The sequence below is a fragment of the Bradyrhizobium sp. RD5-C2 genome, assembly GCF_019972155.1.
Lineage (GTDB): Bacteria > Pseudomonadota > Alphaproteobacteria > Rhizobiales > Xanthobacteraceae > Bradyrhizobium.
Genome location: NZ_BOVL01000054.1, coordinates 5078 through 20116, shown reverse-complemented (window position 1 = coordinate 20116; position 15039 = coordinate 5078). Strand labels below are relative to the sequence as shown.

Sequence of the window (15039 nt, the reverse complement as noted above, 5' to 3'; positions counted from 1 at the left end):
GCATTCGATCTCAACCTAATTCCCCGTCTGGAGCTCGCCGAAGCGATCCCAGGTCTTGCCGTTGAAGCGCATCAGCTGCATCTGGTCGACCGGCACATGGTCGGCCGGCGAGGTGTTGACCTTGATGCCGGGCAGCAGCATCGGCAATTCTAGCTCCTTGATCGCGAACGCCTGCCGCAGGATGTTCTCGGTCGAGAGATCGTCGCCGCAGGCCTTCAGCACTGCCTCGAGCGCCATCGCACTGTTGTAGGCGTTGACGTAGTTGGTGTCGTGCTGATCACCTTCGGGCACGTACCGGGTCATGAAATCGCGCCAGCCCTTCATGCCGGGATCGTCCTTCCAGGCCGGATCGTCCGGATCCTTCACATAGGCCGTGGAGATGATGCCGGTGCCGGCTTCGACGCCGGCCGGCTGCATCACGGTCGAAATCCACACCGCGGTGTTGGACAGGAACGTCATCGGCCGCCAACCGATCTCGAAGGCCTTGCGGATTGACTGCGCCGCGAATTTCGGCGTCGCAGCGATCACGAAGACGTCGGCATTGGTCGCCTTCAGCTTGACGATCTGCGAGTCGATGGTCGGGTCCGTGATCTCATAGGTCGCGACGGTCACGAGCGAATCGTATTTCTCGCCGAGCACGTCCTTGAGGCCCGCGAGATAGTCGCGGCCGTAATCATCGTTCTGCGAGATGACGGCGAATCTCGCGTTCGGATTCTTCGCCAGCGCATAGCGCGCATAGAGCCGGGCCTCGTAGCGGAACGGCGCCTGCACGCCCATCGTCGCCTGCGGGAATTGCGCGATGTCGCCGAATTTCGAGGCGCCGGAGGCCAGGAACAGCTGCGGGATATTCTTGCCCTGCAGGTATTTTGCGATCGCCGTGTTGTGCGCGGTGCCGATCGAGGAGAAGATCAGCGCGACCTCGTCGCTCTCGACGAGCCGGCGCGTCTGCTCCACCGTCTTCGGCGGCGCGTAGGAATCGTCCAGCGAGATGAGGTTGATCTTGCGGCCGTTGATGCCGCCGCGTTCGTTCAGCATCCTGAAATAGCCGGCCTCGCCCTTGCCCAGCGCGCCGAACGCCGACACCGGCCCGCTATAGGGCATGGTCTGGCCGATCCTGATTTCGGTTGCCGTGACGCCGCGCACCTCGGCGGCAAATGAAGCGGTGGGCAGCAGCAGGAATGAAATGGCGCCAAGCGCGCCGAATGCCTTGCGCATCGGCCTCCCCTCCCCTTTTTCTCGCCGCGTCCTCGGAGAGCGCGGACCGTGCCGTTTGTCGGCTTGGCCTTGAGGATGCCACGGCGCCCCGACGGAGGCCAAGCCCATTCGCCGTGGCAATCTCAGCGCTTGCCGCGCTCCTTGACCGGGATCACGAATTTCAGCCCCGACCACACCGCATCGACGGCGCAGACCTTGATGTCGACCAGGCCGGACGCGAGCCCGATCTCGCGCACCGCCCTGTCGTCAAGATCGGTCGCGACGCCTGAGCTCTTCTTCGGCCACGACACCCAGATCATGCCGTCGGGCGCGATCGCCTCCCGGTAGCGCTGCAGCTTGGCGGCGAGCCCCTTGGCCTCGGCGGCGAACAGATGCACGGCATCGAGCGGCGCCCGCGCGGTCTTCGCGATCCGCAGATCGGCAGGCAGCTCGCCGACGATGTCGGCATAGGGAACGGACAACCCGTCGACAAAAATACAAAAGCCCGGCTTGAGGCCGAGCTTTTGCACAATCGGTTTGCCGGAAGTGCCGGCCATGGCGGGCGAGGCTTACGCCTGCGGCTGCGGCTCCATGCCGGTGTCCGGATCGGGACGCGGGCGCGGCTTGCCGGCCGGCGGCACGGCGGAGGCGCGCGGCGTCGACGGCTCCAGCACCGACTCGCGGTTGGGCTTCTTGCCCTTCAGCAGGTCGATGATCTCGTCGCCGGTCAGCGTCTCGAACTCGAGCAGGCCCTTGGCCAGCGCCTCGAGGTCTTGGCGCTTCTCGGTGAGGATCTTGGTCGCCTCGTTGTAGCCTTCCTCGACCAGACGCCGGATCTCGGAGTCGATCTTCTGGACCGTCGCCTCGGACGCATTCTGGGTGCGCGAGACCGACATGCCCAGGAACACCTCGTCCTGGTTCTCGCCATAAGAGACGGTGCCGAGTTCTTCCGAGAGGCCCCAGCGCGTCACCATCATCCGGGCCAGGCGGGTCGCCTGCTCGATGTCGGAGGCGGCGCCCGAGGTCACCTTCTCGCGGCCGAAGATCAGCTCTTCCGCGACACGGCCACCCATCATGATGGCGAGGCGTGAAGTCATCTGCTCGAGCGACATCGACAGCTTGTCGCGCTCCGGCAGCTGCATCACCATGCCCAGCGCACGGCCGCGCGGAATGATGGTCGCCTTGTGGATCGGATCGGTCGCGACGACGTTGAGGCCGACGATGGCGTGGCCGCCTTCGTGATAGGCCGTCAGCAACTTCTCTTCCTCGGTCATGACGAGCGACTTGCGCTCGGCGCCCATCATCACCTTGTCCTTGGCCTCTTCGAACTCGGCCTGCGTCACCATCCGCTTGTTGCGGCGGGCGGCGGTCAGCGCGGCTTCGTTGACGAGGTTCATCAGGTCGGCGCCCGAGAAGCCCGGGGTGCCGCGCGCGATGGTCTTGAGGTTGATATCCGGCGCCAGCGGCACCTTGCGGACGTGGACCTTGAGGATCTGCTCGCGGCCGACGACGTCCGGATTCGGCACCACGACCTGACGGTCGAAGCGGCCCGGACGCAGCAGCGCGGGATCGAGCACGTCGGGACGGTTGGTCGCCGCGATCAGGATCACGCCTTCATTGGCCTCGAAGCCGTCCATCTCGACCAGCAGCTGATTCAGCGTCTGCTCGCGCTCGTCATTGCCGCCACCGAGGCCGGCGCCGCGATGACGGCCGACCGCGTCGATTTCGTCGATGAAGATGATGCAGGGCGCATTCTTCTTGGCCTGCTCGAACATGTCGCGGACACGGCTCGCGCCGACGCCGACGAACATTTCGACGAAGTCAGAACCGGAGATGGTGAAGAACGGCACGTTGGCTTCGCCCGCCACCGCGCGCGCGATCAGCGTCTTGCCGGTGCCGGGAGGGCCGACCAGCAGAACGCCGCGCGGAATGCGTCCGCCAAGCCGCTGGAACTTGCCGGGGTCGCGGAGGAATTCGACGATCTCCTGCAGATCCTGCTTGGCTTCGTCGACACCAGCGACGTCCTCGAAGGTGACGCGGCCATGCGCCTCGGTCAGCATCTTGGCGCGCGACTTGCCAAAGCCCATCGCCTTGCCGGCGCCGCCCTGCATCTGCCGCGACAAGAAGATCCAGACGCCGATCAGCGCGATGAACGGCAACCAGGAGACGAGCAGCGAGACGAACCATGGCACGTTGTCGCCGGGCGCCTTCGCGGTGATCTGCACCTTGGCGTCATAGAGGCGCTTCACGAGCGACGGGTCGCTCGGCGCGTAGGTCTGGAAGCTGGTGCCGTTGTTGAAGGTGCCGTGAATCTCGGGCCCCTGAATCACGACGTCGCGGACATGGCCCTGATCGACCTCAGTGAGAAGCTGCGAGAACGAGATGTCCGAAGACGACGAGCGCTGGCCAGGATTCTGGAAAAGCGTGAACAACGCCAGCAACAGCAGGACAATGATGACCCAGAGGGCGAAATTCCGCAGATTGGCGTTCATGGTCTTCCTTCGTGGTCGCGCGGATCGCGGCCTCTCTCTAATCCTTGGGCAGGCTCTGTGGGAATCCCCAGGGAATCCATCCCGTCGATGCCCTACAATCTAGGTGCCGCTGGGGTCGATGCCAAGGGAACCACGCACGACTATTTACCGCATCCTAGCCCGATTCCCGGTCAAAAAATGACGCAGAATCCGGTGTTTTTCCGGGGTGGTTAAGCCTCCTTGGCGGATTATGACAGCGGTTGAAACAATCGAACCCGGTTCAGCGGGAACGGGCCCGGCGAGGCGGCGCCGGGCTGATCCTGATGCGACCGGAGGCGACGCTGATGACCGCTCCGGCAAGCGTCTGTTTCAGCTTGGATTCGCGCTTTCCCAAGGGCTGATTGACGACCTCATCGACCGCAGCGAGCAGGGTTTCGACCTTGCCGAGTTCGGCCGGCCCCTCATGTCCGGTGCGGTCGATGGCGCGCTTGAGCAGACGGAGGCGGATCTCCTCCGGCATCACCGCGAACAGCGCCGCGTCGAAGCCGGTGCCCGGGCTATCCTCGCTTTTCAACGCAAGATAGCGCTCGGCGCCGTCGACCAGCACCTCCAGCGCGGCGTTGGCGCGCGCGATCCGCGCGGCGAGCCGTGCCAGATTCCGCGCATCGCCGCCCTCCTCGGCGAGCAGCGGCATCAGCGCGCGCAGCCGCGGCCGCGTGAAGGACGGATCGCGGTTGGTCGGATCGTCGGCAAAGCTGATGCGTGCCTTCTTCAGCGTCGCGATCAGCTGCGCCTTCGAGATATCGAGCAACGGTCGCGTCAGCATGATGCCGTCGCGCTCGGTCTCGCGCGCCATCGCCGAGAGCCCCGCGACGCCGCTGCCACGCAGCATCCGCATCAACAGCGTCTCGGCCTGGTCGTCACGGGTGTGCGCGGTCAGGATATGCGTCGCGCCGTGCTTGCGCGCGGCTTGCGCGAGCAGGCCATAGCGTGCCGCACGCGCGGCTGCCGGCAGGCCGGCGTTGGGCTTGGTCCCGCTCCAGCACAGCGTGTGATGCGGCAACTCGAGGCTGCGCGCCAGCCGCTTGACGTCGCGCGCCTCGCGGGCCGCTTCAGGACGCAGGCCATGATCGACCGTGACCGCCACCAGCCGCGGTCCCTGCGCGAGCGCGCGGCGCCAGCGCGCGGCCAGCCACATCAGCGCGACTGAATCGGGACCGCCGGACACCGCGAGCACGATCGCCGGCGCGCGCGCCAGGCCTGCGAACAGGCGCTTGGCGTCGCTTGCCGGGATGGCAGATTGGTCGTCGGGCATCATAGAACCAGCAGGTCGCGGCAAGGCCGGAAGCGGCCTCCCCTTGCTGGTTTAGCACTTCACGCGCTTCTGCTCGCGGTCAACCGCCGCCTTGACCCCGCCGGACGCGCGCGGGTACTTCCGCGAAATCTCGCCGAACGCGGCGCAGGCGGCTTCCTTTTCCTTCAGCGCCGCCAGCGACTGGCCGAGCCGCAGCAGCGCGTCGGGCGCCTTCGCGGCCTTGTCGAACTTGGTGGTCACACCGAGGAAGGTTTCCGCAGCATCGCGGTATTGCTGGCGCTGGAAATAGCTTTCGCCGAGCCAGTACTGCGAATCCGCCACCAAAGGATCGCTCGGATACTTGGTGGCGAAGTTCTTCATCGTCTCTTCGGCTAGCGCATAGTCCTTGCGCTGCATGTAGCCAATGCCGAGGTCGAACTCGTCCTTCGGCGTCGCCGACGGCGGCAATGTGGTCAGGGCCGCGCTCGCGCCGGGCGGGCGCTGCGGGCTGCTGTTGCCGAGCTCGAGCGGCTCGCCCGCTCCGCGGCCGCCGGGCGCGCCGACCGCCGGATCGCTCTGCATCGGCATCTGGCCGCCGCCACCGAGCACGCGCGGAGCACCGGGGGCATTCGGATTCTGGGTCGGATCGAAGGCGTCGCCGCGGCCGCGGCGGCCTGGAGCTGCAGCTGGCGCCGGCTCCTGCACGATCGGCGCGGGCGCGGCGATCTGCTGCTGGTCATAGCCGCCCTGCGGCTGCCGGCCATATCCTTGCTGCGGCTGGGCGTAGCCGGGCTGAGCTTGCGGGTATCCCTGCTGCGCCGGCGGCACTGCCGCGGCACTGGGCTGGGCCACCGGAGGCTGGCCATTGGGGCCGGGCGGCTGGCCGCCGAGCTGGCGCAGGCGCTCCTCGAGCTGGCGGTTGCGGTACTGCAGCTCCTCGTTCTGCCCGGTCAGCTGCCGCAGCTGGTTCTCCAGCCGCTCGATCCGCATCTCGGCATCGGAATCGTCGGATTGGGCAAACGCTGGTGCGGAAACGGCGAACAGCGCCGCGATCGCCGCGGCGGAGGAAAGAAAATGAAGCCTGGATGACATTTTGCCCTGACGACGAGATCGACGTGAAAAGCGAGCGACATTGAAAGACGGAGTACGCCAGAATTGTGACTTGCAGTTCAAATCCGGGACAGCGTCGCGGATACCGGTTTAGTACGGACGGTGGAACAAGCAAGCGGCCAATTGCACGCAGCTTCGTTCATTTTGATGAAGCCGGGGTCAGGCTCTCACACGGCCAAAACAAAACCGGCGCCCGAAGGCGCCGGCTTGGAAAACGAATCCAGGATCGCGTCAGGAGCTGGCGTTCAGCACGGTGACGGCGCGGCGGTTCTGCGACCAGCACGAAATGTCGTTACAGACCGCGACCGGGCGCTCCTTGCCGTAGGAGATGGTGCGCATGCGGCTCGGGTCGATGCCGCGCGAAGCGAGATAGGAGCGAACCGACTGGGCACGGCGAGCACCGAGCGCGATGTTGTATTCGCGCGTGCCGCGCTCGTCGGCATGACCTTCGATGGTGAAGGAATAACGGTTGTAGGTCTGCAGCCACTGCGCCTGCTTGTCGAGGGTCGCCGTCGCCTGCGGGCTGAGATCGGTTTGATCGCTCTCAAAAAACACGCGGTCGCCGACATTGACCACGAAATCCTGCTGGCTGCCCGGGGTCGCGGCGCCTCCGATGGCGCCATTCGCGTCCAGCGGGTTCTTGTTGGCGCAGGCACCCATCGACAACGCCACCGCCAGAACCGCAGCCAGCTTCATACCCTGGAGGATACGCATCTGATGTTTCATTCCGGAGCCTCCACGCTCACGCTCTTCGTACTGTCCATTGGGTCTACAGGGCGATGGTTAAGCGAACGTTCCGTCAACCTTGACGAGACCTTGCTCGACCCGATCAAATGCCAGGCAATGGCGAAAAGCGCCCCCGATGGTTAATGGGTGGCAAATGTGGCGCGATGGTGAAGGGAAGGCAAGGTTCGCGGGAACCGGCCGCCTTTGCAGGACAATTTGGCTCGCACGCAACAGTCGATCGATGTCGGATTGATCAGAACGCCGGTCGCTCAGGGATTCGGCACGATCGAGGCGCGCTCGAACGGCCGGACGATACCGTCGGGCTGCAACAGGCCTTCCCGCTCAAACAGCATCCGCCGTTCGAAGGCGCTCGAGCGCAGGAACGGATAGCGGGCGAGCACGCGTTCCCGCACGGTCGGCAGATGCGACGCCATTAACCCGACCGGCTTCACTAGCCCCGGGTAGAGCCGCGGCTCCGACCAGGTCTCATGCAGGAACACACGCCGGTAGAACGCCATGTGCTCGGGCCGGACCGGCGCCAGGCCGTAATCGGCGTTGAAATGCACGCCCGCGGTCGAGCCGAGGCGCACCGTGACATAGGGCAGTTCCGGATTGTTCCGCGCCTTGTCGGGGTCCGCAACGAAGCGTGTCGAATCGATGAAGACCAAACCCTGATCGAGTTTCGGCAGCAGCACATCGCCGAATACGTCGAGTGTCGGCGAGGAGCGCCACTCCGGTGTCGCCACGGTGATGCGGATCGAGCTGCAGAGCTCGCCTTGCAGATAGACGCCGAACACCCAGGCGTTCGGCGCATCGTCGAACTGATCGACGACGCGCTCGTCCGCCGAGGGCCGGATCGCGCCTTCGCGCAGATAGGCACGGTAACGCAACCGGTAGATTTCGTCTTTCTGTTCGGGGGTCTGAGCGAGACGGTAGTCGACTTGATCGAGAGGGTCCGCAAGCCTTCCTGTCGCGGGCTTGATGGCTTCGGCCGCGGACCTCATGTGGTAATCCCCTCAACAACCCAACAACTTCAACGCGCGAGCCAAAAGATTAACAGCTTCTTAATTTTCGTCAAAGCAATCGAGGCAATACGGTTAACCTCCGACCGCAAGGGTGCAATTCGAATCGCGCAGTTGAAAGGTTCCACAACTATCGGTTGAGGATATTGCGCTGGATCAAGCGATCGAGCGCGAGGGAACCACGTGCAATTGCTCGTCGGCCCGACGGCCGTGCGAGGCATTGAGCAATTGGCGGATGCGGACGGAGGGAACCGGCCGGCTGAACAGGTATCCCTGGGCTTCGGTGACAGCGCCGTCGGCGCTGATCAGTTCGAGCTGCTCGTTGGTCTCGATCCCCTCGACCACGACCGACATGCCGAGATCCGCGGACAGCCGCGCCACGCCGCGCAGCAAGGTCAGCGGACGATCGCTGTCGATGCCTTCGAGGAAGGAGCGGTCGATCTTGACCTTCTGCAGCGGGAAATTGTGCAGATAGCTGAGCGACGAGTAGCCGGTGCCGAAATCATCCAGCGAGATCCGCACGCCGAGCGAACGCAGCTGCGACAGCACGTCGTGGGTCAGTTCGGTGTTGTGCAGCAGCGAGGATTCGGTGATCTCGATCTCGAGGCGGTGCGCCGGCAGACCGGAGACCTCGAGCGCGTAGCGGACCTCGCTCAGGACGTCGCGCTGGTGGAACTGCTGCGGCGAGAAATTGACCGCGACGCTGACCGCCTCGGGCCACTTCATGCATTCCATGCAGGCCTTGCGCAGGATCCAGCGGCCGAGATCGACGATCAGGCCCATGTCCTCGGCGACCGGAATGATGTCGACCGGTGAGACCGTGCCGCGCGCCGGATGGTTCCAGCGCAGCAGCGCCTCGCAGGTCGAGACCTTGCCGGACTTCAGGTTAATCAGCGGCTGGTAGAACAGCTCGAATTCCTCGTTGGCGAGCGCCTTGCGCAGATCGAGCTCGAGAATGCGGCGGGCCTCGACGGTCTGCGCCATCTCGTCGCGGAAGAAGCAGAAGGTGCCGCGGCCGTCGGCCTTGGCGCGGTAGAGCGCCATATCGGCGTTCTTCAGCAGCGTGTCGGCGCCGACCCCCGGCGCGGTCATCGCGATGCCGACGCTGGCACCGATCTCGACCAGATGGTTGTCGATCTTGTAGCGCTCGCTGAGGCGGTCGACGATGCGCCGCGCCAGGGCGGCGGCGTCCTCATGCGAATGGATGTTCTGCTGGAACACAACGAACTCGTCGCCGCCGAATCGGGCCACGAAATCCTCCGGGCGCAGCATCTCGCGCAGCCGTTCGGCGACCGCGCAAAGCAGCTGGTCTCCGCAGGGATGGCCGAGCGTATCGTTGACCTGCTTGAACTGGTCGAGGTCGACGAACAGCAACGCGGAGCGATGGTCGCCATGCTGCATGGCGAGCAGCCGGCCGATCTCGTCGCGGAAATTGACGCGGTTGGGCAGCGCGGTCAGCTCGTCGTAGCGCGCGAGATGGCTGATCCTGGCCTCGGCGTCCTTGCGCTCGGTGATGTCCTCGACCAGCAAGACCGTGCCGCCGCCTGCCATCGGCTGGAACGTCCAGTCCAGCGAACGGTTCTGGGCCGGATCGGGGTCGCTGGTGACGATGTCGCCGCGCTGCGAGCTTTCGATCTCGTAGAGAATCTGTTGTGCAGCCGCGGCCGAGATCGCGCCGGACAGCACGCAGGCATTGCAGATGTCGGTCGCGCTGGCGCCGCGCTGCACGAAATCGTCGGACAGCTCCATCATCTCGATGAAGCGGTGGTTCATCACCGCAAGGCGTCCGTCGCCGCGGAACATGCACAGGCCGTGCGGCATGTTGTTCAGAGCGGTATCGAACTGGCCTGCCAGCGCCGCCTCGCGCTCCTTGGCGATCCAGGCGTTGACGTAGATGCGCTGCAGGCTGGAGGTGAGGTGCCGGATGGCGCTGAAGAACACCAGGCTGAGCAGCGCAAGGGCGATGTGATAGGGACCGCCGACATACATCAGCGCCGCGATCAGGGGACCGATCGACATCAACAGATGCTGGTGGAAGATTTGCGGCCGGCCGAAGGTCCGCCCTACCCCCGCCGAGGTGTAGGCGACCACCGTGGTCACGCAAAGCATGTGCGCGGCGGAATCGCTGGTCGTGAGCAGCACGGCTGCGCCCCATAGGCCGAGCGCGATGCCGTAGGCGAGACTGCCGATCCGGTAGCGCTTTTCCCACGTCACGGACTCTTCGACGGTGAGACCGGAACTGCGCTGCTGATACCGGTACATCTGCAGCGCGCGCGCCAGACCCACCACGATGAACAGCGGCACGCACAGCCAGGACAGCAGATTGCCAGTGACGAACGCAATCACGGCGCCCGCAATGGCGGGGCCGAAGGCGCCGAAGATCATGGGCGCGGGGTTCATGAACAGGGAATCGACCAGCGCCGCCGAAATTGTCGGCGACATCGACCGGTCCGGTTCTCCCGTCTGACTTGCAAACTGCATTGAGAGCGCGCGTCCTTTTCAGCTCGCACTCTTACTGATCTCAGGTGAAGTCTTTCTGAGGGAACATCGTTAGCGAGTCGTTGCCGCGATCCATTGATAGCCGAAATTCGGCATAAGTTTCAGTGCGCTAGGTAAGAAGTGCCGGCCGCCCCAGGGTTCCCTGGAGCAGCTCTGCGCGAGCCTCACGACAACAGCGGGGACCAGGCGGGGTCGGAGGCAAAACCAGGGGTCGGCACCCGCAGTTCGTTGCGCCCGGAAACGTCGATGGTGAACAGCGACGGACCGCTGTTGCCGCCGGGATCGCGGAAGAACATCACGACGCGCCCGTTCGGCGCAAAGGTCGGGCCTTCATTGTGGAAGCCCGAGGTCAGAATGCGCTCGCCGGAGCCGTCCGGCTTCATGATGCCGATCGCGAACTGCCCGCCGCCCTGCTTGGTGAAGGCGATGTAGTCGCCGCGCGGCGACCATACCGGTGTCGAGTAGGTGCCGTCGCCGAACGAGATGCGCTGGGCCGCGCCGCCGGTTGCCGGCATCACATAGATCTGCGGCTTGCCGCCGCGATCGGATTCGAAGCAGAGCCGCGTGCCATCCGGCGCGTAGGACGGCGAGGTGTCGATCGCCGGCGTGTCGGTCAGCCGCGTCATCGACTTCGAGCGCAGATCCATCACGAACAGGTTCGAGTTGCCGCCCTGCTGCAGGCTCATGATGACGCGCTGGCCGTCGGGCGAGAAGCGCGGCGAGAACGACATGCCCGGGAAGTTGCCGACGATCTCGCGCTGGCCGGTCTCGATGTTGAGCAGATAGACGCGAGGGTCGCCCTGGCCGAACTCCATGTAGGTGATTTCCTGGGTCGACGGCGAGAAGCGCGGCGTCAGCACGAGATCCGAGCCGCGGGTCAGGTAGCGCACATTGGCGCCATCCTGGTCCATCAGCGCGAGGCGCTTGACGCGGCGATCCGCAGCGCCGCTCTCGTCGACGAACACGACGCGGGTATCGAAATAGCCCTTCTCGCCGGTCATGCGCTCATAGATCTGGTCGGAGATGATGTGCGCGATCCGCCGCCAGTATTCGGCCGAGGTGTCGTACTGCTGGCCCGCGAGCTGCTGGCCGGTGTTGACGTCCCAGAGCCGGAATTCGGCCTTCACGCGCCCGTTGCCCTGGCGCGTCATGCGGCCGGTCACCAGCGCCTGCGCGTTGATGCTCTTCCAATTGTTGAAGTTCGGCGCCGCGTCGATGTTGATCTGCTTCTCGAGATAGGCGGCCTGATCGATCGGCGCGAACAAGCCACTGCGCTTCAGGTTGTTGGTGATCACCTGCGTGACGCCAACTCCGACCTCTGCGTCGCCGGGCGTGCCGGCGGCGAAGTTCGGGATCGCGATCGGCACCGGCGCGAACTCGCCTTCCGGAATCGGAATTCGCTTCGGGCCAGCCTGCCCGAACGCGCTCCGGCTTCCGGCAAGGGCGCCGAGGGCGGCGATTCCGGAGATCATCTGTCGACGGTCGAGGCGAAATTTCATGGTCCGCAAATCATTCGTGTTGGTCATTGTCGGTGACTTTTGCTTGCCGTTGGCCAGGCGACGCGGCTGTCCTCAGGTCTTCCGTTCTGTGAACACCGGCGCGAAATACTTCCATTCCTCGAAGAATGCCGCCGGCAGTCTGTACGGCTGGCATTCGATGATCGCCCGCAGCGCGCTCTCCTGATAGACGCGCAAATAGGGCGTTCCCGGCGTGCCTTCCGGCACCGGCGGCGCTTCGAGCTTGCCCTCACGGTTCAGCTTGATCTCGAAAACGGCCTCGGTCTGCTGCGCCTCGATGCCGCCATAGGGCTTCTTCCAGCAGCGCTCGACCTGCTGCTTGAACATCGCGCCCCAGGTCGCGGAGTTGTCGGCGGCCTTGCCCTTTGCCGTGCCGAGCGAGGCATTGGCGTTGAGCGTATCGCCAGTCGCCGAGGCACGCGTCGGATCGCGCTTGTCGAGCAGGGCTGCGATCTTGCTCTGGTCGAAGGTGCGCTCTTTCGGCTTCTGCTCCGGCGGTGGCTTGGCAGCCTGCTGGACCGGCTTCGGCGGCGGCTTCTTCTCTTCCTTCTTGATCGCTTCAGCGATCGGGTCGGGCTTCTCCGGATCGGGCTTCTTCTCGACCGGCTTCGGCTCTTCCTTCGGCTTGTTCTCGACCTTCTTCGGCGGATCCGGCTTCTTGTCTTCCGGCTTCTCGACCTTCGGCGTCGGTGCCGGCGCGGTTTCGGTCACCACCGGCGGCTTCTTTTCCTCAACCTTGCCGACCATGTCGTCGACCGGCTTGGCTTCGGCGACCTTGTCGACCAGCGGCTTGGGATTTTCCTTCTTGCCGTCCTTCTGGCCGGTCATGACATGGGAGAGCTGATCGGCGGAGACCACATCAACCGCGACGGACTCTTCTTCCGGCATCACGTAGGCCCTTGTCGAAAACGACACGAGGCCCCACCCGATCACGAGGACGTGCAGGACAATCGACGCCGCCAGAGTCTTGTCGACCTTGACCTTCAAATCAGGCTCCCCGTGCCTTGCCGCACATTGGCCCTATCCACCTTCCGGAATGATGACGATGTTCGCCTTGAATCCCGCGGCCCGGACCTCCCCGAGCAATTTCATCATATCCGTGTAACAGACATCCTTGTCGCCACGCAGATAGACCACCTTTTCGGCATCCGACCGGGCGTCCCCGATCGCCTTGATCTTGGCCGGAAAATCGGCGGCCGTGATCGGCGCGTCGCCGAGATAGAGCTCGACATTCGAGTTGCAGCCACCGCCGGTGCGCTTGACCGACAGCGTCAGTGGCGGCTGGTTCGACGAGATCGACTTGCCGCCACTCGCGACCGGCAGGTCGATGTCGATGTTCGACGTCATCAGCGGCGCCGCGACCATGAAGATGATCAGCAACACCAGCATCACGTCGACCATCGGCGTGACGTTGATCTCGGCCATGACCGGCTTGCGCCCGCGGCGGCGTCTGCCGCTACCGCCGGACCCTGCCATGCTCATCGCCATGATCGTGCGCTCACAAGGGTGACCATCGTGACCATCATAAGTCTCAGCCCCGCTCGTCGATCTGACGCGACAGGATGGCGGAGAACTCGTCGGCGAACCCCTCCAGGCGCGCGGCCTGCCGGTTCACCTCCGAGGTGAACTTATTGTAGAAAATAGTCGCCGGAATTGCGGCAATCAGGCCGATTGCGGTGGCAAACAGCGCTTCCGCGATACCGGGCGCCACCACCGCCAGGGAGGTGTTTTTGGAGGCCGCGATCGACTGGAAGCTCGACATGATGCCCCAGACGGTGCCGAACAGGCCGACAAAGGGGCCGGCCGAGCCGACGGTGGCCAGCACCAGCAGCCGCCGTTCCAGCCGTTCCACCTCCCGGGCGATCGAGACGTTCATGACCTTCTCGATTCTAGCCTGCAGGCCGGCAAAGGACCGCGACTGGCTCTCGAAGGAGCGCTTCCACTCCCGCATCGCCGCCACGAAACAGGCCGCCATCGACTGGGTCGGCTTGGCCGAAAGCGCCCGGTAGAGTTCCTCGATCGACTGGCCGGACCAGAACGCCTGCTCGAACTTGTCCATCGCCCGCTTGGTGCGGGCGTAGAGCAGGATCTTGTCGATCGCGATCGCCCAGACCCACACCGAGCAGGACAAAAGTCCCAACATCACGCATTTGACGACCCAATGGGCCTGCCAAAACAGCGCGATCAGCGACACATCGCTCGATGCCAGTGGCAGCGTGGACTGAGCCACGTCGGCGGGGTTCATCGGCAATATCCTCTCAACGCAAGTGTCCTTAATCAGGCGGGCCGCCAATCGGCACCGATTCCACGGCCGCATCAGGCGCGGCGAAACTGCGCGAAAGCCTCTTGCATCTGTCGCATGGGGGGCCCGTCCAAAGCCGGGCCCTGCTTCCCCTGCCAACATGTCAAAACGAGGGCTTTTCACGCTTCATTCCGCCCCTAACCAAACGCTAATCATGGTTAAGGCGAGGTTACCAAAGGGAAATTTGGAGGCGGGAAATGCCGGCGCGGGAGGCGGTTGGCGGGTTCCGGAGATGAATTGGCTGCGCCGGATGGAGGGGTGCGGTGCCCCCTCTCCTTGCGTCGTCCTGGCGAAAGCCAGGACCCCTAACCACCACGCTCGGTGATGAACGGAATCGCGCCCCAGCCGCGCGCAACATTGAGACTTGGAGTACTGGGTCTTGGCTTTCGCCAGGACGACGACGGGGATATGTCGCGATTCAAGCTCAGGCCAGATGCCTGACGATCGCAAGCCCGGCGAACAGGCCGGCGATCGAGAGCACCACCGAGCCCGCGACATACAGCGCGGCAAGGCCGAGCTCGCCGCGCTCATAGAGCAGCGCGGTGTCGAGCGAGAAGGCGGAGAAAGTGGTGTAGCCGCCGAGGATGCCGGTCATCAGGAACAGCCGCCAGGGCTGCGAGGCCTCGCCCTTGAAGGCGAGATAGCCGGCGATCAGGCCCATCACGGTCGAGCCCGTGATGTTGATGATGAAGGTGCCGTATGGAAACGCGGTGCCGATGCAGCGCGCGCAGGTGACGTTGATCAGGTGCCGCAACGTTGCGCCGAGACCGCCGCCGAAAAAGACGATGAGATAGCTTGCCGCGTTACCCACCAATGCCCCCGCTGGTGTGTGGAGAAGCTCAGTCCGCGCCCCTCAAAAGCTCACCCTCCCCTGGAGGGGGAGGATCGGTTCGCATGAAGCGAA

At 64.6% G+C, this 15039-nt stretch carries 13 protein-coding genes; all 13 read right to left on the bottom strand.

Features of this window, described 5'->3' with window-relative positions:
- Nucleotides 1-15 precede the first annotated feature (15 nt).
- Nucleotides 16-1215: an ABC transporter substrate-binding protein gene (locus BraRD5C2_RS34270; RefSeq protein WP_223975920.1), complete on the bottom strand. Its 1200-nt coding sequence runs from the start codon at nucleotides 1213-1215 to the stop codon at nucleotides 16-18.
- 122 nt (nucleotides 1216-1337) lie between these two features.
- Nucleotides 1338-1751, bottom strand: coding sequence for a DUF3052 domain-containing protein (locus BraRD5C2_RS34265; RefSeq protein ID WP_223975917.1), 414 nt, complete (start codon nucleotides 1749-1751; stop codon nucleotides 1338-1340).
- A 12-nt stretch (nucleotides 1752-1763) separates the two neighbouring features.
- A complete protein-coding gene (gene ftsH / locus BraRD5C2_RS34260; protein WP_092123466.1) occupies nucleotides 1764-3686 on the bottom strand; it encodes an ATP-dependent zinc metalloprotease FtsH in 1923 nt (640 codons plus the stop codon).
- 259 nt (nucleotides 3687-3945) lie between these two features.
- Nucleotides 3946-4983 (bottom strand): tRNA lysidine(34) synthetase TilS, encoded by a 1038-nt coding sequence (gene tilS / locus BraRD5C2_RS34255; RefSeq protein ID WP_223975914.1) that lies wholly within the window; start codon nucleotides 4981-4983, stop codon nucleotides 3946-3948.
- Between the two features lie 48 nt (nucleotides 4984-5031).
- A complete protein-coding gene (ybgF, locus tag BraRD5C2_RS34250; RefSeq protein ID WP_223975911.1) occupies nucleotides 5032-6051 on the bottom strand; it encodes a tol-pal system protein YbgF in 1020 nt (339 codons plus the stop codon).
- A 249-nt stretch (nucleotides 6052-6300) separates the two neighbouring features.
- Nucleotides 6301-6795, bottom strand: a complete 495-nt coding sequence (gene pal, locus BraRD5C2_RS34245; RefSeq protein WP_223975909.1) for a peptidoglycan-associated lipoprotein Pal — start codon at nucleotides 6793-6795, stop codon at nucleotides 6301-6303.
- A 269-nt stretch (nucleotides 6796-7064) separates the two neighbouring features.
- A complete protein-coding gene (locus tag BraRD5C2_RS34240) occupies nucleotides 7065-7799 on the bottom strand; it encodes an N-acyl amino acid synthase FeeM domain-containing protein (RefSeq protein ID WP_223975907.1) in 735 nt (244 codons plus the stop codon).
- Between the two features lie 174 nt (nucleotides 7800-7973).
- Complete coding sequence (locus BraRD5C2_RS34235; protein ID WP_223975903.1) at nucleotides 7974-10298, bottom strand: putative bifunctional diguanylate cyclase/phosphodiesterase; 2325 nt, start codon at nucleotides 10296-10298, stop codon at nucleotides 7974-7976.
- A 182-nt stretch (nucleotides 10299-10480) separates the two neighbouring features.
- The gene (gene tolB, locus BraRD5C2_RS34230; RefSeq protein WP_223975900.1) at nucleotides 10481-11815 is read right to left on the bottom strand and encodes a Tol-Pal system beta propeller repeat protein TolB; all 1335 of its coding nucleotides are present in this window, start codon (nucleotides 11813-11815) and stop codon (nucleotides 10481-10483) included.
- Nucleotides 11816-11887: 72 nt separating this feature from the next.
- Nucleotides 11888-12820, bottom strand: coding sequence for a protein TolA (locus BraRD5C2_RS34225; protein WP_223975898.1), 933 nt, complete (start codon nucleotides 12818-12820; stop codon nucleotides 11888-11890).
- Nucleotides 12821-12853: 33 nt separating this feature from the next.
- Entirely contained in the window at nucleotides 12854-13321 is a 468-nt protein-coding gene (locus BraRD5C2_RS34220; protein WP_092123450.1) for a biopolymer transporter ExbD, read from the bottom strand.
- Nucleotides 13322-13364: 43 nt separating this feature from the next.
- Nucleotides 13365-14078, bottom strand: coding sequence for a protein TolQ (gene tolQ, locus BraRD5C2_RS34215; RefSeq protein WP_016846954.1), 714 nt, complete (start codon nucleotides 14076-14078; stop codon nucleotides 13365-13367).
- A 481-nt stretch (nucleotides 14079-14559) separates the two neighbouring features.
- Nucleotides 14560-14946 (bottom strand): fluoride efflux transporter CrcB, encoded by a 387-nt coding sequence (gene crcB, locus BraRD5C2_RS34210; RefSeq protein ID WP_223975895.1) that lies wholly within the window; start codon nucleotides 14944-14946, stop codon nucleotides 14560-14562.
- Nucleotides 14947-15039: the final 93 nt, after the last annotated feature.